This window comes from Herbaspirillum sp. NPDC087042 (genome assembly GCF_044745245.1).
Classification (GTDB): Bacteria; Pseudomonadota; Gammaproteobacteria; order Burkholderiales; family Burkholderiaceae_D; genus Herbaspirillum.
Genome location: NZ_JBIUZW010000004.1, coordinates 38,524 through 58,677 on the forward strand (window position 1 = coordinate 38,524; position 20,154 = coordinate 58,677).

At 64.0% G+C, this 20,154-nt stretch carries 18 protein-coding genes; 12 read left to right on the top strand and 6 right to left on the bottom strand.

The genetic code is table 11. From position 1 onward, the window contains the following. Positions 1 to 198: 198 nt before the first annotated feature. From grpE to dnaJ, 3 genes are all read left to right on the top strand, one after another. Positions 199 to 744: a nucleotide exchange factor GrpE gene (gene grpE, locus ACIPHN_RS07335; protein WP_400434753.1), complete on the top strand. Its 546-nt coding sequence runs from the start codon at positions 199 to 201 to the stop codon at positions 742 to 744. Positions 745 to 899: 155 nt separating this feature from the next. Then, positions 900 to 2,849 (top strand): molecular chaperone DnaK, encoded by a 1,950-nt coding sequence (gene dnaK / locus ACIPHN_RS07340; protein WP_400434755.1) that lies wholly within the window; start codon positions 900 to 902, stop codon positions 2,847 to 2,849. Positions 2,850 to 3,105: 256 nt separating this feature from the next. Then, the gene (gene dnaJ / locus ACIPHN_RS07345; protein WP_400434757.1) at positions 3,106 to 4,236 is read left to right on the top strand and encodes a molecular chaperone DnaJ; all 1,131 of its coding nucleotides are present in this window, start codon (positions 3,106 to 3,108) and stop codon (positions 4,234 to 4,236) included. 94 nt (positions 4,237 to 4,330) lie between these two features. Here the strand turns inward: dnaJ and panB are convergent, their stop codons facing one another. After that, positions 4,331 to 5,158 carry a 3-methyl-2-oxobutanoate hydroxymethyltransferase gene (gene panB, locus ACIPHN_RS07350; protein WP_400434759.1) on the bottom strand — a complete coding sequence of 276 codons (828 nt, stop codon included), beginning with the start codon at positions 5,156 to 5,158 and terminating at the stop codon, positions 4,331 to 4,333. 427 nt (positions 5,159 to 5,585) lie between these two features. Here panB and ACIPHN_RS07355 point away from each other — a divergent pair, with 427 nt between their 5' ends. The 9 genes from ACIPHN_RS07355 (at position 5,586) to ACIPHN_RS07395 (ending at position 15,332) form a co-directional block, all read left to right on the top strand. Then, entirely contained in the window at positions 5,586 to 6,650 is a 1,065-nt protein-coding gene (locus ACIPHN_RS07355) for a chemotaxis protein (protein ID WP_400434761.1), read from the top strand. A gap of 9 nt (positions 6,651 to 6,659) precedes the next feature. After that, positions 6,660 to 7,028: a response regulator gene (locus tag ACIPHN_RS07360; protein ID WP_400434763.1), complete on the top strand. Its 369-nt coding sequence runs from the start codon at positions 6,660 to 6,662 to the stop codon at positions 7,026 to 7,028. 65 nt (positions 7,029 to 7,093) lie between these two features. Beyond that, positions 7,094 to 7,471 (top strand): lipid asymmetry maintenance protein MlaB, encoded by a 378-nt coding sequence (locus tag ACIPHN_RS07365; RefSeq protein WP_400434765.1) that lies wholly within the window; start codon positions 7,094 to 7,096, stop codon positions 7,469 to 7,471. Further along, a complete protein-coding gene (locus ACIPHN_RS07370; RefSeq protein ID WP_400434767.1) occupies positions 7,468 to 9,642 on the top strand; it encodes a chemotaxis protein CheA in 2,175 nt (724 codons plus the stop codon). Before ACIPHN_RS07365 ends, ACIPHN_RS07370 begins: the two co-directional genes overlap by 4 nt. A gap of 47 nt (positions 9,643 to 9,689) precedes the next feature. Further along, positions 9,690 to 11,477 carry a methyl-accepting chemotaxis protein gene (locus ACIPHN_RS07375; protein WP_400434769.1) on the top strand — a complete coding sequence of 596 codons (1,788 nt, stop codon included), beginning with the start codon at positions 9,690 to 9,692 and terminating at the stop codon, positions 11,475 to 11,477. Positions 11,478 to 11,505: 28 nt separating this feature from the next. Continuing rightward, entirely contained in the window at positions 11,506 to 12,072 is a 567-nt protein-coding gene (locus ACIPHN_RS07380; protein WP_400434771.1) for a chemotaxis protein CheW, read from the top strand. Positions 12,073 to 12,077: 5 nt separating this feature from the next. Beyond that, positions 12,078 to 12,911 (top strand): CheR family methyltransferase, encoded by an 834-nt coding sequence (locus tag ACIPHN_RS07385; RefSeq protein WP_400434773.1) that lies wholly within the window; start codon positions 12,078 to 12,080, stop codon positions 12,909 to 12,911. After that, positions 12,908 to 14,083, top strand: coding sequence for a chemotaxis response regulator protein-glutamate methylesterase (locus ACIPHN_RS07390; RefSeq protein WP_400434775.1), 1,176 nt, complete (start codon positions 12,908 to 12,910; stop codon positions 14,081 to 14,083). Before ACIPHN_RS07385 ends, ACIPHN_RS07390 begins: the two co-directional genes overlap by 4 nt. Further along, positions 14,070 to 15,332 carry an EAL domain-containing protein gene (locus tag ACIPHN_RS07395; protein ID WP_400434777.1) on the top strand — a complete coding sequence of 421 codons (1,263 nt, stop codon included), beginning with the start codon at positions 14,070 to 14,072 and terminating at the stop codon, positions 15,330 to 15,332. Before ACIPHN_RS07390 ends, ACIPHN_RS07395 begins: the two co-directional genes overlap by 14 nt. Before the next feature lie 69 nt (positions 15,333 to 15,401). Here ACIPHN_RS07395 and folK read toward each other — a convergent pair whose 3' ends face one another. The 5 genes from folK to ACIPHN_RS07420 all read right to left on the bottom strand — a co-directional run bounded on the left by folK (position 15,402) and on the right by ACIPHN_RS07420 (position 20,074). After that, complete coding sequence (gene folK / locus ACIPHN_RS07400) at positions 15,402 to 15,887, bottom strand: 2-amino-4-hydroxy-6-hydroxymethyldihydropteridine diphosphokinase (RefSeq protein WP_400434779.1); 486 nt, start codon at positions 15,885 to 15,887, stop codon at positions 15,402 to 15,404. Between the two features lie 7 nt (positions 15,888 to 15,894). Beyond that, positions 15,895 to 17,484, bottom strand: coding sequence for a polynucleotide adenylyltransferase PcnB (gene pcnB / locus ACIPHN_RS07405; protein ID WP_400434781.1), 1,590 nt, complete (start codon positions 17,482 to 17,484; stop codon positions 15,895 to 15,897). Next, a complete protein-coding gene (locus ACIPHN_RS07410) occupies positions 17,481 to 18,164 on the bottom strand; it encodes an HAD family hydrolase (protein WP_400434783.1) in 684 nt (227 codons plus the stop codon). The genes pcnB and ACIPHN_RS07410 overlap by 4 nt, the downstream gene beginning before the upstream one ends. Beyond that, the gene (gene hda, locus ACIPHN_RS07415; RefSeq protein WP_400434785.1) at positions 18,161 to 18,868 is read right to left on the bottom strand and encodes a DnaA regulatory inactivator Hda; all 708 of its coding nucleotides are present in this window, start codon (positions 18,866 to 18,868) and stop codon (positions 18,161 to 18,163) included. The genes ACIPHN_RS07410 and hda overlap by 4 nt, the downstream gene beginning before the upstream one ends. Before the next feature lie 123 nt (positions 18,869 to 18,991). Further along, the gene (locus tag ACIPHN_RS07420; protein WP_400434787.1) at positions 18,992 to 20,074 is read right to left on the bottom strand and encodes an AI-2E family transporter; all 1,083 of its coding nucleotides are present in this window, start codon (positions 20,072 to 20,074) and stop codon (positions 18,992 to 18,994) included. Between the last annotated feature and the right edge of the window lie 80 nt (positions 20,075 to 20,154).

Genomic DNA, 20,154 nt, shown 5'->3' on the forward strand with positions numbered 1-20,154 from the left:
CTCGAATTAACTTGAAGCCTGCCTCGGTAATTTCTGTAACTGCCCGTAACAATTTTTGGCTTGAGCGGGCAGGAATAGGCAAAAAGCCCTTGAAAAAGCAGGGATATGCCTTACTTGAGCGGCATCTTGCGTTGGCGGCGCCGCGAAATTGACCGCCGGACGCATATAACTCATTGATTTGTTGGAGGTATTTCAGGAATGCAAGACATGGATAAACAGGAAGCCCAAACCGCCCAGCAAGACGCACCGGTCGATCAGGCCGCCGCCGAGGCAGTGACCGCCGAGCCGACCGTGGCAGACAAGCTGGTCGCCGCTGAAGCCCGTGCCGCCGAGATGCAGGATGCCTTCCTGCGCGCCCGTGCCGAAGGCGAGAACATCCGCCGCCGTGCCCAGGAAGACATCGCCAAGGCCCACAAGTTCGCCATCGAAGGCTTTGCCGAATCCCTGCTGGCCGTCAAGGACAGCCTGGAAATGGCCCTGAAGATCGAAAATGCCTCGCTGGATTCCCTGAAGGAAGGCGTGGACATGACCTTGAAGCAACTCTCCTCGGCCTTCGAGAAGAACAAGCTGCTGGAAGTCAGCCCGCAATCCGGCGAGAAGCTGGACCCGATGAAGCACCAGGCCGTCTCGGCCGTGCCGGCCGAGCAGGACGCCAACACGGTCGTGGCCGTGCTGCAAAAAGGCTACATGATTTCCGACCGTCTGCTGCGCCCGGCGCTGGTGACAGTCGCCCAGGGAAAGTAACGGGACTGGCGCCGGAAGAAGCTAGCAGGAAAAGGCATCATTTTTGCTTCATGAAGTGGTTCCGGCGCTTGAAAGTCCGCTTTTCCTCCACATATTAAAACCATTCAAAACTACTGTAGCCCGGCATCCAGGGCTGAAAGATCGAAGGAAGAATCATGGGAAAAATCATTGGCATTGACCTGGGCACCACCAACTCTTGCGTTTCCGTCATGGAAGGCAACCAGCCCAAGGTGATCGAGAACTCCGAAGGCGCGCGTACCACGCCTTCCATCATTGCCTATCAGGAAGACGGCGAAATCCTCGTCGGCGCACCCGCCAAGCGCCAGGCAGTGACCAACCCGCGCAACACCATCTACGCCTCCAAGCGTCTGATCGGCCGCAAGTTCCAGGAAAAGGAAGTGCAGAAGGACATCAACCTGATGCCCTACGAGATCGTGGCCGCCGACAACGGCGACGCCTGGATCGGCGTGCGCGACAAGAAGCTGGCGCCGCCCCAGATCTCCGCTGAAGTGCTGCGCAAGATGAAGAAGACCGCCGAAGACTACCTGGGCGAAGAAGTCACCGAAGCCGTCATCACGGTGCCGGCCTACTTCAACGACGCCCAGCGCCAGGCCACCAAGGACGCCGGTCGCATCGCCGGCCTGGATGTGAAGCGCATCATCAACGAGCCGACCGCAGCTGCGCTGGCCTTCGGCCTGGACAAGGCTGAAAAGGGTGACCGCAAGATCGCCGTGTATGACCTGGGCGGCGGTACCTTCGACGTCTCCATCATCGAAATCGCTGACGTCGATGGCGAAAAGCAGTTCGAAGTGCTGTCCACCAACGGTGACACCTTCCTGGGCGGCGAAGACTTCGACCAGCGCCTGATCGACTACATCATCGAGGAATTCAAGAAGATCAACGGCCTGGACCTGTCCAAGGACGCCATCGCCCTGCAGCGCATCAAGGCCTCGGCCGAACGCGCCAAGATCGAACTGTCGTCCTCGCAGCAGACCGAGATCAACGAGCCCTACATCGCCATGGCCAATGGCGCGCCGGTCCACCTGAACCTGAAGATCACCCGCGCCAAGCTGGAATCCCTGGTCGAGGAACTGATCTCCAAGACCATCGAACCCTGCCGCACCGCCATCAAGGATGCCGGTGTCAAGGTTTCCGACATCGACGACGTGATCCTGGTCGGCGGCATGACCCGCATGCCCAAGGTCATCGAGAAGGTCAAGGAATTCTTCGGCAAGGATCCGCGCCGTGACGTCAACCCCGACGAAGCCGTGGCGGTCGGTGCTGCGATCCAGGGTTCGGTCCTCTCGGGCGACCGCAAGGACGTGCTGCTGCTGGACGTGACCCCGCTGTCGCTGGGTATCGAGACCATGGGCGGCGTCATGACCAAGATGATCAAGAAGAACACCACCATCCCGACCAAGTTCAGCCAGGTGTTCTCCACTGCCGACGACAACCAGCCGGCCGTGACCATCAAGGTCTATCAGGGCGAGCGTGAAATGGCACAGGGCAACAAGGCCCTGGGCGAGTTCAACCTGGAAGGCATCCCGCCGGCACCGCGCGGCACCCCGCAGATCGAAGTGACCTTCGACATCGACGCCAACGGCATTCTGCACGTGGGCGCCAAGGACAAGGCCACCGGCAAGGAAAACAAGATCACCATCAAGGCCAACTCGGGCCTCAATGAGGAAGAGATCGAAAAGATGGTGCGCGACGCCGAAGCCAACGCCGAGGAAGACAAGCGCCTGAAGGAACTGGCCGAGACCCGCAACCAGGGCGATGCTCTGGTGCACTCGACCAGGAAGGCCCTGGGCGAATACGGCGACAAGCTGGACGCCGGCGAGAAGGAAGCCATCGAAGCCGCTATCAAGGAGCTGGAAGAAGTCCTGAAGGGTGACGACAAGGCCTCCATCGATGCCAAGACCGCGGCCCTGTCGACTGCCGCCCAGAAGCTGGGCGAGAAGATGTACGCCGACCAGCAGGCGCAAGCCGCTGCCGCCGGCGGTGCAGCCGGCGCGGCCGGTGCCGAAGCGGGTGCTGGCGCTGGTGCTGCCGGTCACGCCAAGGACGACAACGTGGTCGACGCCGACTTCAAGGAAGTGAAGTAATCCGGGGCTGGCGCTGACACTGGCGCCAGCACTCGTGCCCGGGTGCGCAGGAGGCTTGCCTTTTGCGCAGCCCGGGCCGATTTTTGAGCAACATCCACCCGGCCTGCAGCATTTTCGGCCAGGCCGGTACGCCGAGTCCGCAGTCAAGAGCTGAACTCGGCTTTTTCACATTGTTGGTTTCCGGTCGCGCAAGGGCGGCCGCAGTGCAGGCCATCGCAGCAGCGACGGAACACAATAACAAGGTGGGTTAGACAACATGGCAAAACGCGATTTTTACGAAGTGCTCGGACTGGCCAAGAACGCCACCGAGGACGAGATCAAGAAGGCTTATCGCAAACTGGCGATGAAGTACCATCCTGACCGCAACCCCGACAGCAAGGGCGCGGAAGACAAGTTCAAGGAGGTCAAGGAAGCCTACGAGATGCTGTCGGACCCGCAGAAGCGCGAGGCCTACGACCGCTACGGCCACGCCGGCGTCGATCCCAACATGGGAGCCGGCGGTGGTGCTGGTGCGGGTGGCTTTGCCGACGCATTCGGCGACATCTTCGGTGACATCTTCGGCGGTGGCGGTGGACGCGGCGGGCGCAATGCCGGCCCGCAGGTCTATCGCGGCGCCGATCTGCGCTACAACCTGGAAATCACCCTGGAGCAAGCCGCCCACGGCTTCGACACCACGATCCGCGTGCCCTCCTGGGACCAGTGCGATACCTGCCACGGCAGCGGCGCCAAGCCCGGTACGTCGCCGGTGACCTGCTCGACCTGCGGTGGCCACGGTCAGGTGCGCATGCAGCAGGGCTTCTTCAGCATCCAGCAGACCTGCCCCAAGTGCCACGGCAGCGGCAAGGTCATTCCGGAACCCTGCACCACCTGCGCGGGCGCCGGTCGCATCAAGCGCAACAAGACGCTGGAAGTGAAGATCCCCGAAGGCATCGACGATGGCATGCGCATCCGTTCCTCGGGCAATGGTGAGCCGGGCGTCAACGGCGGTCCTCCGGGCGACCTGTATGTGGAAATCCACATCAAGCCGCACGATGTGTTCCAGCGCGATGGCGACGACCTGCATTGCGAGATGCCGATCTCCTTCGCCAAGGCAGCCCTGGGCGGTGAGATCGAAGCCCCGACGCTCAACGGCAAGGCCTCCTTCTCGATTCCTGAAGGCACCCAGAGCGGCAAGACCTTCCGCCTGCGCGGCAAGGGTATCAAGGGCGTGCGTTCGGGCTTCCCGGGCGACCTGTTCTGCCATGTCGTGGTGGAAACCCCGGTCAAGCTGACCGAACGCCAGAAGGAACTGCTGCGCGAGTTCGAGCAGCTGACCACCGAAGGTGGCGCCAAGCACAGCCCGCAGACCAAGACCTGGAAGGACAAGGTCAAGGAATTCTTCGAGTAAGCCGGTACCACCCGTAGCAACAAAGCAAAACGGCCAGCAATTCGCTGGCCGTTTTCTTATCCACAGGCCGAATCGGCCCGGGAGTGCCGCAGCGTCAGAAGCAATGCTCCGGCGCCGGGAAGCTGCCATCCTTGACCGCCGCCACATAGGCCTTCACGGCGGCTTCGATGCCATCGGCGCCTTCCATGAAGTTGCGTACGAAACGGCTCTTGTGGCCTGGGAATACCCCCAGCATGTCATGCATTACCAGCACCTGGCCCGAGCAATCGGGGCCGGCGCCAATGCCGATGGTGGGAATGGCCAGCCGGTCGGTGACTTCCTTGCCCAGTGCCGCCGGCACCGCCTCGATCACCACCAGCGAGGCCCCCGCCTGCTGCACCGCCAGGGCGTCGGCGTGCAGTTGCGTGGCGCCGTCGCTGGTCTTGCCCTGTACCCTGAAGCCGCCCAGCTGGTGCACCGATTGCGGCGTGAGGCCGATATGGGCGCATACCGGGATGCCGCGTTCGGTCAGGAAGCGGATGGTATCGGCCAGCCAGACCCCGCCTTCGAGCTTGACCATCTGCGCGCCGGCCTGCATCAGCAGGGCTGCATTGCGGAAGGCCTCTTCGCGCGTGGGATAGGTGCCGAAGGGCAGGTCGGCGATCACCAGCATGGTGCTGGTGCCGCGCGCCACGCTGGCGGTGTGGTAGGCGATATCGGTGACGGTGACCGGCAGGGTCGAATTGTGTCCCTGACACACCATGCCCAGCGAGTCGCCAATGAGAACCGTTTCCAGTCCCGCACGTTCCATCAGGGTCGCGAAGCTGGCGTCGTAGCAGGTCAGCATGCTGATCTTGTCGCCCTTGGCGCGCATGGCCTGCAGGGTAAGTGTCGTCACTGGCTTGGCGCGCACGGCGCCGGATTCCTGAAGATAAGCTGCCATTGGAAATGAACCTCCTCAACGAGTAAGGCGCGCTTGCCGCGCATCGTCCTGGTGCGCACTCCAGCGGGCGCGCCGGCCGGGCATTGTAGTTGATTTCAAGAGGGCCGGCGGTGGGCGGCTGCAGCAGTGTATTGCCCGAATGATATTTTTTTTCCGGTTTTTCTTGCGTGAGGGATAAACGGCCCGAATTCGCCCTTTATTCCTCGCAAGGGTAGCCCCGGGCAACCAGCACAATAGGCTGACCACAAGTGCGCTCGCAAAGCCGGGCGCAGCCTGAGACAAGTGAAAAACGGTTTAAATCTTTGGTCTTGTGCCAAAAGATCAACCCTCGCGTGCCGATAACGTCGATGGTGGAGAGCTGCGCGCGGCGGGGATGGTACCAGCCGGTTGCGCCGACAACAACGAACAATGACCTGGGATAGTGGCTGTGAAATCGCTTCGCAATATCTTGCCGGTGCTGTGCATGGTGAACCTGCTGCTGTTCATGATGCTGGCGCAGCATTGGTGGCTGGGGGCCCTGGTGGGCTTGCTCATCGGTGGCGCCTTTTACCTGACCTGCCTGCCGGCGCCCACGCCGTCGGCCGTCGTGGCCGAGGTGGCGCTACCGCCCACGTCCGAGCCGGTCTTGGCGGCTGATGGCCAGCTGGCCGGTCTCTTGCGGGATGTCCTGCCGGTATGGCGCGGCAATGTACAACTGGCGCGTGCCCAGACGCAGTCGGCCATCGACAGCCTGTCGGCGCGCTTCGTGGGCATCCATGATCGTCTTGGCAATGCGCTGGATCCGGCGCGCCATGGCGCCAGCGGCGAGATGTTGCAGACCATCGAGCATGCCGCCACCCAGTTGGGCGGCATCGCCGTGGCCCTCGAAGGCATGCTGACGCAGCGCCAGGCCCTGGCCAGCCGCTTCGATGCGGTGGTGTCCGGCAACGACGAGATCCGCCGGTTGGCGCAGCAGAACGAACAACTGGCCGGGCAGACCGGTGTGACCGACCTGCTCAGCAGCGAGCAGAGCTGGCAGGAACTGGCCGAGCGCTCGGCCGAGAACAGCCGTCAGATCGCTGCCCGCGCCAAGAGCATGCGCCAGCAGATCCTGGCCGCCATCGGCGCCAGTGCCGACGATCCGGCCGGCGGCGAGATCGTCGAAAACACGCGCGCCGTGATCGATCGCGTGATCGCCGATTTTCGCCAGTCCGCGATGAAGCTCAGTACCACCGTCGAACAATTGCAGGACGAAGGCCGCGAGGTCGACCGCGAGGTCAGCGACATCCTGGTACAACTGCAGTTCCAGGACCGCATCAGCCAGATCCTCGACCACGTGCAACTGGATATCGTGCGCCTGCGCGAAGCCGCCGATGCCGACGCAGCTGCCTTGCCAAGCTCGCAGCAATGGCTGGCCGATCTGGAAAAGACCTACACCACGCAGGAACAACGCCAGGTGCATGCCGGCCAGCAGGGCGGTCAGGCACCTTCTTCGCAAGTAGACTTCTTCTGAGGAAGCACGATGGAAAAAAGCATATTGATCGTCGATGACTCGTTCAGCCTGCGCCAGACCATCTCGGCCGCCCTGAAGAGTGCCGGCTATCACGTCGAGGAAGCCGCCGATGGCAAGCAGGCATTGGCCAAGCTGGATGGGCGCAAGTTCAACCTGGTCATCTCCGACCTGAACATGCCCAATCTCGACGGCCTGTCCTTCGTGCGCGAGATGAAGCAGATGCCGGCCTACAAGTTCACGCCGGTCATCATGCTGACCACGGAAAGCAGTGACGCCCGCAAGCAGGAAGGCAAGGCCGCCGGGATCCGGGCCTGGGTCAACAAGCCCTTCCAGCCGCCGGTACTGCTCGATGCCGTGGCCAAGCTGGTGCAGCCTTAGGTCCCGGAGGCCATGCCGGGCAAGCAAAGCAAGTAAAGCAAGTAGAGAAAGTAGGAAGCAAGACGATGCCGCTGAAGTACACCGTGCAAGAGGACCAGTTGCAGCTCACCTTGCGTGGCAGCCTGACCATTTTCCAGGCCGCCGAGCGCAAGCCCGAGCTGCTGCACGCGCTCACGCTGGCGCAGCGGGTGGTGCTGCTGGACATGTCGGCCGTGGACGAGATCGACACGGCCGGCATCCAGTTGCTGCTGCTGTTGCGTCGTGAGCTGGTCGCCAGTGCGCGCCACCTGGAGCTGGGTGCGTGCAGTCCGGCGGTGCTGTCGGCATTGGACCTGTTGCAGCTGCATGAGCGTTTCAGCCCGCTTCTCATGGGCAGCGACGAGAGCGACGATAGCGACGATGGCAGCGAAGCAGGCGATGCGCTGGCCGAGGAGGTCGCATGAGCAAGGACTCCGCACGCGACGCCGTCGTCCAGGAAGCCCGCGAGTTGCTGGTGGCGATGGAAGCGGCATTGCTGCAGATCGAGATGGAAGGTCCCAGCCGCGAAAGCATCAATGCCATCTTCCGTGCCGCCCACACCATCAAGGGATCGGCGGGCTTGTTCGCCTTCGACAGCATCGTCCACTTTACCCACCAGCTTGAACATGTGCTGGACAAGGTACGTGACGGGGAACTGGCACTGAACGGCCACATGATGTCGCTGTTGCTGCAGTGTGGCGACTACATCGGCGAACTGGTGGATGCCATCGAACGCCGCGAGGAACAGCAGGAACCCAACCCCGAGCGTCGCGCCAGCTTGCTGGCCGAACTGGACGCCGTCGCGCAGGCGGCCGAGCGCGTCGAAGCGGCGGCCGATCTCACCCCGGAAGGGGCGGCACCGGCCGCAGGCGGCGAGTCGCCGATGGCGCCTGCCATCGAAGCGGCACCGGCGGACTATCCGTATTGGCATCTGTCGCTGGCCTTCAACGAGAACGTGTTGCGCGACGGGCTGGACCCGATGTCCTTCCTGCATTACCTGCGCTCGCTGGGACGCATTGTCGCCATCCTGCCGCTGGAATCGGCCATCCCCGCGGCCGACCAGATGGATGCCGAAAGCTGCTACCTGGGCGTGGAAATCTGCCTGGCCTCGGACTCCACGCGACAGACGCTGGAAGATGTCTTCGAATTCGTGCGCGACGACAGCCGTATCGATATCCTGCCGCCGCGCAGCGCCCTGTCGGCTTACGCCCAGGTGCTGGCCCAGTTGCCCCATGAGGATGCGGCGCGCCTGGTGGGCATGTGGCGGCGCCTGGACCTGTTCAATGAAGCGCAATGGCGCAGCCTCGGCGCGGCCACCGTGGAGGAGGCCGTCGCCCCGGTGGTGCCGGTGGCGGCGGGCGATGTGGTGCAACGTCCGCGTCCGCTGGACGAGCGCCGGGCGCATGAGCAGAAATTCATCAAGATCGAGGTTTCCAAGCTGGACCAGCTGATCGACCTGGTGGGCGAGCTGGTCATCGCCGGTGCCAGCGCGCGCCTGGTGGCGCGGCGTCGCAAGGACAGCCAGTTCGAGGAAGCCACCCAGGCCATCGATGCCTTGATGGAGCAGATCCGTGACGCCGCCCTGACGCTGCGCATGGTGCAGATCAATGAAGTGTTCCAGCGTTTCCCGCGCATCGTGCGCGACCTGGCACGCGATCTGGACAAGGATATCGAGCTGGTCATGACCGGTTCCGACACCGAGCTGGACAAGTCCATGATCGAGCGCATCGCCGATCCCCTCATGCATATCGTGCGCAATGCCATCGACCATGGCATCGAGCCGGCCGCCGAGCGCATCGCCGCCGGCAAGCCGGCCAGGGCGACGCTGCGCCTGAACGCCATCCACGAGTCTGGCAGCGTGGTGGTGGAGATCATGGACGATGGCCGTGGCATGGACCGCGAGCGCATCCTGGCGCATGCCATCGCCAGCGGCCTGGCCGCACCCGATGCCGAGCTGAGCGACGCCGAGATCTATCGCTTCGTCTTCGAACCCGGTTTCTCCACGGCCCGCCAGGTCACCGAATTGTCCGGGCGTGGCGTGGGCATGGATGTGGTCAAGCGCAATATCGAAGCCCTGCATGGCGAGGTCGCCATCGATACCGAGCGCGGACGCGGCACCGTGGTGCGCATCCGCCTGCCGCTGACGCTGGCCATCATTTCCGGATTCCAGGTGGTGGTGGGCAACGCGGTCTTCGTCATCCCGCTGGACATGGTGGTGGAGTGCATCGACATGCCGCCCCAGCATGCCGGCTGCAATATCGTGGCCGTGCGCGAAGAGCCCTTGCCCTTCGTGCCGCTGCGTGAGCTGTTCGACCTGCCGGCGCGCGAGCACGGTCGCAACAGCCTGGTGATCGTGCAGTATGGCAAGCTGCGTGCGGGCTTGCTGGTCGATGGCCTGCTGGGCGAGTGCCAGGCAGTGATCAAGCCGCTGGGGCGCCTGTTCGGCAAGGTCAAGGGCCTGTCCGGATCGACCATCCTCGGCGATGGCCGGGTGGCGCTGATCCTGGACATCCCGCATCTGGTGCAGCATACCCAGCAGCAGGAACAAGGTCATGCGGCGGTCTACGCCGAACGCGTCGTGGGTGCCGCGCCATGACAAATGCAACGAGGCCGTCAATGAGCGAAGTACAAGGGGAAGCTAGCATGCAAGTATCGATGACCCACAGAATGAGCATCAAGCAGCTCTTCATCTGGCTGGCCCTGGTGGTCTCCATCCTGGTGGCCGTGGTGATCAGCCTGATCCATACGCTCAAGGATGCCAATGCCGCGCTGGAGCAGGCGCACCAGTCGCGCTACGCCTCGGCGGCGCTGGCCGACGAGTTGCGCCGCACCAGCGAGGACATGACCAAGTTCGCGCGCGCCTATGTGACCACGGGCGATCCCAACGACGAGGATCGCTACTACATGATCATGGACATTCGCAACGGCAAGCGCGCGCGTCCGTCCAACTACGAACGCTTCAACTGGGACCTGGTCAATGCCCGCAAGCTGCCGGTGGAACCCGGTGCGCAGGCAGTCCCCCTGAGCGAACTGATGAAGCGCGCCGGCTTCACCGACCAGGAGCTGGCCAAGATGAAGGAGGCCATGGCCATCACCGACCAGCTGTCGCGCATCGAGATCACGGCCTTCCATGCGGTCAAGGGCGAGTTCGATGACGGCGAGGGCAAGTTCACCGTGATCGGCGCCCCCAATCAGGCCATGGCGCAGGAGCTGGTGTTCGACCAGACCTACCGCTCCCTGTTTGGCAAGGTGATGAGCCCGGTCAACGATTTCCTGCGCCTGGTGGATGAGCGCACCGAGGCCAAGGTGATACGCGCCGGGCGCGAATATGCGGAGCTCGAACAGAAGATCTTCTGGCTGCTGACTGCCTCGGTACTGGTGCTGTTTGCCTGCCTGGGGTTTGCCTATCGCACCATCCGCTCGCAGATCGGTGGCGAGCCCCGCGACGCCATGAGCGTGCTGCGCCGGGTGGCCGAAGGCGACCTGACCGTGTCGCTACCGCTGGGCAAGCGCGACAAGGTCAGCGTGCTCTACAGCACCCAGCAGATGGTCAACAAGTGGACCGACGTCATCGGTGACGTCAGCGGCACGGCCAGCGCTCTGGCCTCGGCCTCGGAGCAGATATCGTCATCCTCGCAGGCGCTGTCGCACAGCGCTTCGCAGCAGGCTGCCAATGTCGAGGAGACCAGCGCATCGGTGGAAGAGATCACCTCCACCATCGCCCAGAACGCCGACAATGCCCGCACCACCGATGGCATCGCCAGCCTCTCGGCCAATGCCGCCACCGAAGGTGGGGAAGCCGTGCGCGAGACCGTGGCGGCCATGAAGCAGATCGCCAGCAAGATCGGCATCATCGATGACATCGCCTACCAGACCAACCTGCTGGCCCTGAATGCGGCCATCGAGGCGGCCCGTGCCGGCGAGCACGGCAAGGGCTTCGCGGTGGTGGCCGCCGAGGTGCGCAAGCTGGCCGAGCGCTCGCAGACGGCCGCGCAGGAAATCATCGCCGTGGCCGAGCATAGCGTGGGCCTGGCCGAGAAGGCCGGTGGCCTGCTCAACCAGATGGTGCCATCGATCCGCAAGACCGCCGACCTGGTGCAGGAGATCGCCGCCGCCTCGGCCGAGCAATCGACCGGGCTGGAGCAGATCAACAATGCCGTGCACCAGATGGCGCAGACGACCCAGATGACGGCCTCGGCGTCGGAAGAATTGTCGGCCACGTCCGAAGAGATGAGCGCCCAGGCCATGCACCTGCAGGACCTGATGCGTTTCTTCCATGTGGGCGAGATGCGCAAGCCCGCGCCACGCAGTGTCAAGGCAGTACCCGGTTCAGGCGGCCCAGGCAAGCAGGAGCGCATGCGCCGCCTGTCGATGCTGGACGCCGCCGAGGACGAACCGTCGGTGGACGAATCGTCGTTCAAGCGTTTCTGATAACCGGGATTAGCGAGGAGAGAAGGCAATGCCCAGTGTGTCGTTGAATGGCGATTCCTTCAAGAAGCGGCAACAGGAGGAGGTCATCGAAAGCCGTCAGTTCCTGACCTTCCTGGTCGGGGCCGAGAGCTTTGCCATGCCCATCGCCAGCATCCGCGAGATCATCGAATACGGCGGCCTGACCGAAGTGCCGCTGATGCCCGGCTTCCTGCGCGGTGTGATCAACCTGCGCGGCTCGGTGGTGCCGGTGATCGACCTGTCGGCGCGCTTTGGTCGCGCCCCCACGGTGGAGGCCAAGCGCACCTGCATCATCATCATGGAACTGCAGCAGGAAGACCAGTTGCTGCTGCTGGGCGTGATGGTGGATGCGGTCAGTGCCGTGCTCAACGTCGGCGTCGACCACATCGAACCGCGTCCTACCTTTGGTGCGGGTATCCGCTCCGATTTCATCGACGGGATGATCAACGTCAACGAGCGCTTCATCGTGGTGCTCGATGTCCCCCGGGTGCTGTCGCTGGATGAGCTGGCCAGCCTCCTGGGCATGAGCGCCGAGAACGCGCTGGGTGGCATGCCCGGCGACGGGCTGCGGGAGTAGCGACCATGAGCGGCTGGAGCGGCATTCACACCGAAGACGACGTCAGCGACCATGACATGTTGCTGTTCCAGCAGTTGTTCAAGCAGCACATCGGCCTGCATCTGCCGCTGTCCAAGAAGGCCCTGTTGCAAAGTCGCCTGGGCGCGCGCCTGCATGAACTGGGATTGCGCCAACTGGGCCAGTACCACGCGCTCATCAGCGGCGAGCAGGGTGCCCAGGAGCGCCAGCGCGCCATCGACCTGATCACCACCAACGAAACCTATTTCTTCCGCGAGCAGGGACATTTCGATTTCCTGGTCGAGGAGTTCCTGCCGCAGTGGAGCAGCCAGAAGAACCTGCGCGTCTGGAGCGCGGCCAGCGCCACCGGCGAAGAAGCCTATACCCTGGCCATGCTGCTGGATCGCCATCGCACCACGGGAAGCTGGTCGGTGTTCGGCTCCGACGTGAGCATGCGGGTGTTGCGTTTCGCGCGCCGGGCGCTCTATCCGCTGGCGCGCGGGCAGAACATCCCGCGCCAGTATCTGCGGCGCTATTGCCTGATGGGAACGGGTGAGTACGAGGGACATTTCCTGGTGCAGGCGGAGCTGCGCAAGCAGGTCGAGTTTGCCCAGCGCAATCTGACGCGCCTGCACGAATTCGATGACGGGCTCTATGACCTGATCTTCCTGCGCAACGTGATCATCTACTTCGATTGCGCCACCAAGCTGCAGGTCCTGCGCGACGTGATCGCGCGCTTGCGTCCGGGCGGCTACCTGGTGGTGGGACACTCGGAATCCCTGCACGGCATGGAGCTGGCGCTGGAGATGCATTCACCGTCGATCTACCGGAAGCCATCATGAACACACCGCTCATTCGCGTGATGGTGGTCGACGATTCCTCGGTGGTGCGCCAGCTGGTGCAGCAGCTGCTGGCCGAGACCGCCGATATCCGTGTCATCGGTACCGCCCCCGATCCGGTCTTCGCCCTGCGCAAGATGAACCAGGAGTGGCCCGACGTGATCCTGCTGGATATCGAGATGCCGCGCATGGATGGCATCACCTTCCTCAAGCAGATCATGGCGACCCGCCCCACACCGGTGGTCATGTGCAGCTCGCGTGCCGAGGATGGCAACGGCGTGGCCGCCGCTGCGCTGGCCGCCGGGGCGGTGAGTGTCATTGCACGCCCGCAACTGGGTGTACGCGACTTCCTGCACGAGGCCGTCGCCGAACTGGCCAGCGCCATTCGCGCGGCCGTGCAAGCCGGGCCGTTGGCGCGCGCGGGAGCAGCGGCAAGCGTAGCCCCGGCGCCGCCACGCAACGGTGCTTCTGTGGATCAGCTGCGCCCGGTCAAAGCAGGTTCGGACGAAATGTTGCATCATGACGGCTGGATGTCAGCCTTGCAACGTTACAGCGCCGATGCGGTGCTGAACCCACCAGGCCTGGAGGATGGGCATCGTCCCGCGACTGCCCGCATCGTCGCCATCGGGGCCTCCACGGGCGGGCCACAGGCGCTGGAGCAGGTGCTGGGCAGGCTGGGACCGGATTGCCCGGGGGTGGTGGTGGTGCAGCACATGCCGCAGCGGTTCACGCGCAGCTTTGCCGAGCGGCTGCACCGGATTTCAGGGGCCGAGGTCAGGGAAGCCGAGCACCAGGACATGGTGCTCCCGGGACGCGTGCTGATCGCACCCGGTGGGAAGCACCTGGTGGTCAGGCGGGATGGCCTGCAGTACTATGTGGAAACATTGGACGGCCCCTTGGTGAGCCGGCACAAGCCCTCGGTGGATGTGCTGTTTCGCTCGCTGGCCAAGGCCGCCGGCAGCAATGCGGTAGGGATCATCATGACGGGTATGGGGGATGATGGCGCGCACGGTCTCAAGGAGATGGCCGATTGCGGGGGCGCCACCTATGCCCAGGACGAAGCCACCAGCGTGGTCTTCGGTATGCCGAAAGAAGCGATACAACTGGGTGGTGTCGGCAACGTCATCGCTCTCGAAAACATCTCTGCGGTGATTGAACAATATGTCTCCCGATAACCTCAATGAGCTGATCGAATCCGCGCTGGTGGTCGATGACAGCACCTTGCAGCGCCAGCACAGCGTCACGCTGCTGCAGGAGCTGGGGGTGGACCTGATCTACGAAGCCGGCAACGGCAACGAGGCGCTGGACCTGCTGGCCTTGCTCAAGCTGCCGCCCAGGCTGGCCGTGATCGATCTGGAAATGCCGGGCATGGATGGCATCGAGCTGATCCAGCAGTTGCAGCAGAAGGGCATCGACATACCGCTCATCGTCGCCTCCAGCCGCGAGACCTCGCTGCTGCTGTCGGTGGAAACCATGATCCATGCCCTGGGCATGAACCTCATCGGCGTGCTGCAAAAGCCGCTCAACCAGAGCCAGCTGCGCGCTGCCCTGCAATCCTTCCGTCCGCATGGCGATAGCGCCCTTGCCGACGACGACCCCTTGCCCTCGATGTGCGAGATCGACCTGGGCGCGGCCATCCCGGCCGGCCAGGTGCTGCCCTACTACCAGCCCAAGATCGATGTGCAGACCGGTATCCTCAAGGGCGTCGAGGCACTGGCACGCTGGATCCATCCGGAGCGCGGCATGATTCCGCCGGATCGCTTCATCCCGATGGCTGAGCAATGCGGACTGATCCACGAACTCACCATCAGCATGATGGACCAGGCCATGGGTCAGGCGGCGGTGTGGCATAGCCGTGGACTGGCGATCAAGGTGGCGGTCAACCTCTCGCCGCTGTCGCTGGAGCAGCCGGACTTCCTGCATCGCATCCTGGAACTGGTGGACAAGCATGCGCTGCCGGCCGATCACGTGGTGCTGGAAATCACCGAAAGCTCGGTGGTGGCGCACAAGGGCAATTCGCTGGGCATGCTGGCGCGCTTGCGCCTGAAGGGCTTCGGCCTGTCCATTGACGATTACGGCACCGGTTTCTCATCGATGCAGCAGCTGGCGCGCATCCCGTTTACCGAACTGAAGATCGACCGTTCCTTCGTGCACGGCGCGCATGAACGCAAGAACCTGCGCGTGATCCTGCAGTCCGCGCTGGACATGGCGCAACGTCTGGAGCTGGTGACCGTGGCCGAAGGCGTGGAGACCATGGAAGACTGGCGGCTGCTGCAGGACTTCGGTTGCAGCCTGGGCCAGGGCTATCTGATCGGCAAGCCCATGCCGCCCAATGAATTGCCGCTGTGGCTGAAGGGCCATCACCGGCGCCTGCCGGAATTGCGTCCGCTCGGACGCGGCGCGGCCAACGGCGGTGCCGTCTAGCGCGATCAATCTTCTATTGCATGATTGAACTGGCCGCAGCATCCCGGCGGCCAGCTTCTCCATCCCGCTTCAGAGCTTGCTGATGGGCTGGTCGGTGATGCCGGCCAGAAAGGGCGCTGCCGCGCCCAGTCCCGGGATCACCACGGTGGCATCGATTTCCAGCAGGGGCACCAGCACGAAGGCGCGTTGTGCCATGCGCGGATGCGGCACCGTCAAGGTCTCGTTGTCGATGCGGGCCTGTCCATACAGCAGCACATCCAGATCCAGCGTGCGCGGTGCGTTGCGGTAGGGACGTTCGCGGCCATGCTGCAATTCGATCTCCTGCAAGGCCTGCAGCAATGCGCTGGCCGTCAGGGTGGTGGAGAGCTGCGCCACGGCGTTGATGTAGTCGTCGCCGCTGGAGTCGATCGGGGCAGTGCGATACAGCGACGAGCTGCGCAGCAGCTCCGTCTGTGGCAATGCCGCCAGCCGCGCGATGGCGTCTTCCACGGTGGCGCGCGCGTCACCCAGGTTGCCACCGATGCCGATGTAGGCAATCGTGGGAGCGTTCTGCATGTGCAACTCAGTCGTTGGCGTCGCCGGTGGCAGCGCTGCCGCCATCGCCGCCTTCGGTGCTGCCGGGGCTACGGCGACGGCGACGACGCTTGGGCGCCTCGGCACTGCCGGCATCGGCACCCGCTTCAGCGACAGGGGCCGGTGCGGGGGCAGGTGCAGATTCGGACTCGAACTCGGCTGCGCCCTCCAGCTCTGCGGCCGCGCCCGACTTGGTACGGCTGCGACCACCACGGCGCTTGCGCTTCTTGGGGCCTTGCGCGGAAGCCGTATCGGCCGGCTTGCGGGCGATCAGTTCTTCGCGTTCGCTGCCATTGCCGGCCATGAAGGCTTCCCACCATTCGCCGACCTCGGCATCGAGTTCGCCGGACTGGCAACGCAGCAGCAGGAAGTCGAAACCGGCGCGCAGGCGCAGATGTTCCAGCAGCTTGTAGGGGGCCTTGCCGACGCGACGCTCGAAGCGCGGCTGCATGGCCCAGATGTCGCGCATGTCGGAGGCGATCTTGCGTTGCAGGGCCAGCTTCTCGGTCTGGGCGTCGAGCACGTCGTCGGCGGCCAGGTGCAGCGCGGGAATCGGATATTCGCCAGCGGCCTGGTAGGCGCGCCACTTTTCCAGCACCTGGTGCCACAGCAGCGAGGCGAACAGGAAGCCCGGCGAGACCCCCTTGCCTTCCTTGACGCGGGCATCGGTATTGGCCAGCGCCAGGCTGACGAACTTCTCGCCCAGGGGCTGCTCCAGCACCACGTCCAGCAGCGGCAGCAGGCCATGGTGCAGGCCTTCCTTGCGCAGCTGCTGCAGGCAGGCCAGGGCATGGCCGCTCATGAGCAGCTTGAGCATTTCGTCGAACACGCGCGCGGCGGGGACGTTGTCGATCAGCGGCGCCATCACGCGGATGGGGGCGCTGCTGGCGGGATCGATGGTGAACTTGAGCTTGGCCGCGAAGCGCACCACGCGCAGCATGCGGACCGGGTCTTCGCGATAGCGTGCTTCGGGTTCGCCGATGATGCGCAGCTTCTTGGCGCGGATGTCGGCGATGCCGCCATGGTAGTCCAGCACCGCCTGGCTGGCCGGATCGTAGTACATGGCGTTGATGGTGAAGTCGCGCCGGGTGGCGTCTTCGTGCTGCTCGCCGAAGGTGTTGTCGCGCAGCACGCGGCCATGTTCATCCTTGGGCGCGGCTTCGGCCGAGGCACCACGGAAGGTGGTGACCTCGATCAGTTCCTGCCCGAACATCACGTGCACGATCTGGAAGCGGCGGCCGATGATGAAGGCGCGGCGGAACAGTTGCTTGACCTGCTCCGGCGTGGCATTGGTGGCCACGTCGAAGTCCTTGGGCTTGATGCCCAGCAGCAGGTCGCGCACCGCGCCGCCGACGATGAAGGCCTTGTAGCCGGCTTCCTGCAGGGTCTGGGTCACGCGCACCGCATTGGGCGAGACCAGCGCCGGATCGATGCCGTGCTGCTTGGGGCCGAGCACATCGGGCTCGATCTTGCCGCCGGCAGCGCCCGCCTTGGCGCGCGATTTCTTGGCCGGCTCGGCGCTCTCGGCCGCCTCGGTCTTGCCGCGGCCCAGGATGGAGCGAATCAGTTTCTTGATCATTGCGCGTGGCCGTCGGCGAAGAGGTTCAGCACCAGCCAGCCGCGCGCCTGGGCATGTGCCAGCAGCTTCTCGTTGGGGTTGGTGGCGATGGGATCGGTGACGCGTTCCATCAGCGGGATGTCGTTCTGCGAGTCGCTGTAGAAGTAGCTGCGCTCGAACTGGTCCAGGGTGTGGCCCAGGCGTTCCAGCCAGGCTTCGGTGTGGGTGATCTTGCCCGGGCCGAAGGTCGGCGTGCCGTCGAGCTTGCCGGTCAGGTTGCCCAGGGCATCCAGTTCGGGCAGCGCGGCCAGCAGGTGTTCCACACCGAAGTGGGAGGCGATGGGCTTGGTCACGAAGTGGTTGGTGGCGGTGACGATGGCCACCAGATCACCGGCATCCAGGTGCTTCTTCACCAGGGCCACGGCTTGCGGCAGGATGGCCGGCTTGACCACTTCATCCATGAATTGCAGGTGCATCTCGTCGAGCTGGGTACGCGGGAAGCGCGCCAGGTTGCCCAGCGCGAATTCCAGGTAGGCCACCGGATCGAGCGTGCCGTTCTGGTAGTGGGCGAACCACTGGTCATTGGCCTTCCGGAAGCTGTCGGCATCCACGGCGCCGATACGCGCCATGAATTCGCCCCACTCGTGGTCGGAGTCGAGCGGCAGCAGGGTGTGGTCGAGATCGAAAAGGGCGAGATTCATTGTTTTCCGGATTCCTGTTGTAACAGTTCGCGTAGCAAGGGCAGGGTGATGGCGCGCTTGGTCGCCAGGGAATAGTGATCCAGCGCGTCGAGCATGCGCGACAGTGAGGGCATGTCGCGCCGGTAGTGGGTGAGCATGTACATCATGACCGCCGGCGGGATCTCCAGGCCGCGGTCCAGCGTGATCTGCAGGAGCGCGGCGATCTTCTCATCGTCCGACAGGTCATGCACCTGGTAGATCAGGCCCCAGCCCAGGCGGGTGCGCAAGTCTTCGCGCAGCTCCAGCCGGGTTGGCGGCAGGGTGCCGCTGCAGACCATCCAGCCGCCTTGTTCGCGGATCTGGTTGAAGAGGTTGAAGGCGGCGATCTGCTGTTCCTCGAACAACTGGTCGACGTCGTCGAGCAGGTAGTGGGTGATCTGCGGGCTGTAGTCGAAGTCGCTCTCGGGCGAATCGGTACGGATCAGGCGCGCCTGAGCCCCCACACTGGTGGCCAGGGCGTGCAGCAGGTGGCTCTTGCCGGCACCAGCCTCGGCCCAGAGATAGAGGAAGCGATCAGTGTTGGCACTGCCGGCCTGGATGGACGTGTCCACGCTGGCCTGTGCCAGCAGCTTCATGCGCTCCAGCAGTTCGGCGTTGCGGCCAGTCACGAAGCTGTCGAAGCTTTGCGGCTGTTCCGCGCTCAAATCGAGCGGAATCTGTTTCATCGGCGTGTTTCGGCTACGGATGCCACAGCCAGGCTGCGGCAAGTTAATGCAGGACGGCGCGCGGCGCCAGATCCTGCGCAGCTTCCCGCAAGGACTCGGGGGCTGTGTTCAATCATAGTGACTCTAGCGGTTGTAAAAAAGGCTGGCCAGGTACTCGCGTCGCACATGCATGGCGATCACCGAGACGATGGCCGATGCCGGCAGCGCCAGGAGCACGCCGACAAAACCGAACAGCTGGCCAAAGGCCAGCAGGGCAAAAATCACCACCAGCGGGTGCAAGCCGATACGCTCGCCCACCAGCTTGGGCGTGAGGATGAAGCTTTCCAGCACCTGTCCCACGCCGTAAATCAGGGCCACCCAGACCAGGCCGATGGCGCCATCGAACTGCAGGATGGCCGCCAGCACCGCCAGCACCAGCCCCAGGCCGAAGCCCACATAGGGGATGAACACCAGGACCCCGGTGAGCACACCCACCGGCAGGGCGCTGTCGAAGCCGGCCACACTGAGCGCAACCGAATAATAGACCGCCAGCACCAGCATCACCAGCAATTGCCCGCGCAGGTATTGTCCCAGCAAGCTGTCGACCTCGCTGGCCATGGTGTTGACCCGTGCCACCCAGCGGCGCGGGATCATGACCTGCACGCGCTTGATGAACTGATGCCAGTCCTGCAACAGGTAGAACAGCACCATGGGCACGAACAGCAGGTTGGCCAGCCACGCCAGCAGGGCCGTGCCACCGACCTTGGCGGACGCCAGCAGGGAACTCCAGACTTCATCGCCACCGGTACTGATCTGTTGCGTGAGCAGGGCCTTGATGCCGGCCAGGTCCAGGCGCACGTCGATGCCCAGCTGGTGCAGGCGTGGCGACACGAAGGCATTCAACTTGTCCAGCAGCGGCGGCACCTGGGCCTGCAGCAGCGGGATCTGGCGCAACACCAGCGGCACCACGATCAGTACCAGCGCCAGGGCGGCCAGGATCAGCAGCAGCACCATCACGGTCACGGCCACGAAGCGCGGGATGCGTACCGGCCCCAGGCGGCGGCTGGCGATCCAGTCCACGCCCGGATTGAGGGCGTAGCCGATGATGCCGGCGGCGACGAAAGGCGAGAGCATCGGTCCCAGCGCGGCCAGCAGGGCCAATAGCAAAATTCCGACAATCAGCCAGCCAAGGTTCTGTTTTTGCTCGTCGGACAAAGAAAAAGGCATGGAATCGGAGTTCGGCTGTGTCGGTTTTGTTAAAATCACGGTCTGGCGGGGCGATCTATCCCCCAATCCCCTATTTTACC

Excerpts from the sequence above, each read along its gene's own strand:
- grpE (WP_400434753.1), top strand. The coding sequence starts at position 199 with ATGCAAGACATGGATAAACAGGAAGCCCAAACCGCCCAGCAAGACGCA.
- dnaK (WP_400434755.1), top strand. The coding sequence starts at position 900 with ATGGGAAAAATCATTGGCATTGACCTGGGCACCACCAACTCTTGCGTT.
- dnaJ (WP_400434757.1), top strand. The coding sequence starts at position 3,106 with ATGGCAAAACGCGATTTTTACGAAGTGCTCGGACTGGCCAAGAACGCC.
- panB (WP_400434759.1), bottom strand. The coding sequence starts at position 5,158 with ATGGCAGCTTATCTTCAGGAATCCGGCGCCGTGCGCGCCAAGCCAGTG.
- ACIPHN_RS07360 (WP_400434763.1), top strand. The coding sequence starts at position 6,660 with ATGGAAAAAAGCATATTGATCGTCGATGACTCGTTCAGCCTGCGCCAG.
- ACIPHN_RS07365 (WP_400434765.1), top strand. The coding sequence starts at position 7,094 with ATGCCGCTGAAGTACACCGTGCAAGAGGACCAGTTGCAGCTCACCTTG.
- ACIPHN_RS07370 (WP_400434767.1), top strand. The coding sequence starts at position 7,468 with ATGAGCAAGGACTCCGCACGCGACGCCGTCGTCCAGGAAGCCCGCGAG.
- ACIPHN_RS07375 (WP_400434769.1), top strand. The coding sequence starts at position 9,690 with ATGCAAGTATCGATGACCCACAGAATGAGCATCAAGCAGCTCTTCATC.
- ACIPHN_RS07380 (WP_400434771.1), top strand. The coding sequence starts at position 11,506 with ATGCCCAGTGTGTCGTTGAATGGCGATTCCTTCAAGAAGCGGCAACAG.
- ACIPHN_RS07385 (WP_400434773.1), top strand. The coding sequence starts at position 12,078 with ATGAGCGGCTGGAGCGGCATTCACACCGAAGACGACGTCAGCGACCAT.
- ACIPHN_RS07390 (WP_400434775.1), top strand. The coding sequence starts at position 12,908 with ATGAACACACCGCTCATTCGCGTGATGGTGGTCGACGATTCCTCGGTG.
- ACIPHN_RS07395 (WP_400434777.1), top strand. The coding sequence starts at position 14,070 with ATGTCTCCCGATAACCTCAATGAGCTGATCGAATCCGCGCTGGTGGTC.
- folK (WP_400434779.1), bottom strand. The coding sequence starts at position 15,887 with ATGCAGAACGCTCCCACGATTGCCTACATCGGCATCGGTGGCAACCTG.
- pcnB (WP_400434781.1), bottom strand. The coding sequence starts at position 17,484 with ATGATCAAGAAACTGATTCGCTCCATCCTGGGCCGCGGCAAGACCGAG.
- ACIPHN_RS07410 (WP_400434783.1), bottom strand. The coding sequence starts at position 18,164 with ATGAATCTCGCCCTTTTCGATCTCGACCACACCCTGCTGCCGCTCGAC.
- hda (WP_400434785.1), bottom strand. The coding sequence starts at position 18,868 with ATGAAACAGATTCCGCTCGATTTGAGCGCGGAACAGCCGCAAAGCTTC.
- ACIPHN_RS07420 (WP_400434787.1), bottom strand. The coding sequence starts at position 20,074 with ATGCCTTTTTCTTTGTCCGACGAGCAAAAACAGAACCTTGGCTGGCTG.